The organism is Acinetobacter sp. WCHAc060033, from assembly GCF_004209125.1.
GTDB lineage: Bacteria > Pseudomonadota > Gammaproteobacteria > Pseudomonadales > Moraxellaceae > Acinetobacter > Acinetobacter wuhouensis.
On record NZ_SGSW01000162.1, the window covers coordinates 1 to 894 of the forward strand.

General features: G+C 46.0%; 1 protein-coding gene. It reads left to right on the forward strand.

The window, feature by feature from the left end:
* A partial coding sequence (locus tag EXE10_RS21085; protein WP_130114606.1) for a type VI secretion system Vgr family protein occupies positions 1-894 on the forward strand: 894 nt, incomplete at both ends.

Below are 894 nucleotides of genomic sequence, written 5' to 3' on the forward strand. Positions count from 1 at the left end.
TTGACCATACAACGACGTAACATCAGCACAGTTCCAGAATACAATCCACTCCAACACCGCCCAACAACCCATCCACAACGTGCCAAAGTAGTAGGACCGAGTGGAGAAGAAATCCATGTCGATGAATGGGGGCGTATCAAAGTACGCTTCCTCTTCACTCGAACAGAAGACCATGGACACGATGGTGGTGCAGGAACAAATGACAACGATACTGACTCAGCATGGGTCGATGTGCTCACCCCATGGGCAGGCGAAGGCTACGGTGCAAGATTCCTACCCCGTATCGGTGAAATTGTTGTAATCGACTTCTTTGATGGCAATATCGATCGACCATTTGTCGTAGGACGCATTCACGAAGCCCAACGTAGTCCAACGAAGTTCGATAACAAAGGACAGTTACCTGATACCAAAAAACTCGCAGGCATCAGAAGTAAAGAATACCAAGGCGAAGGCTTTGGACAACTGCGCTTTGACGACACCACAGGACAAATATCGACACAATTGCAAAACAGCCACGGTGCAAGCCAACTCAACCTCGGAAACCTCAGTCATCCCAAAGACAAAGATACCAGTGATGGACGAGGCGAAGGTTTTGAGCTGCGTACAGACCAATGGGGAGCAGTCCGTGCAGGGCAAGGCTTACTTCTTTCTACCTATAAACAAAATCAAGCCAGTGGCACACACCTTGATGCCAAAGAAGCCAAACAACAACTTGAAAGCAGTCTAAACAACTCAAAAGCCTTAAGCGAAGTTGCGAAGAATCAAAAGACTGATCCACTAGAAGTATTAGAAAACTTAAAACAATTCCTTGATCAAATCGAAAAAGGTGAAAAAGACAAAGCTGATGCCTTTAAACAAGCTTTAATGGTATTGGCTGCACCAAACTCGATTGCA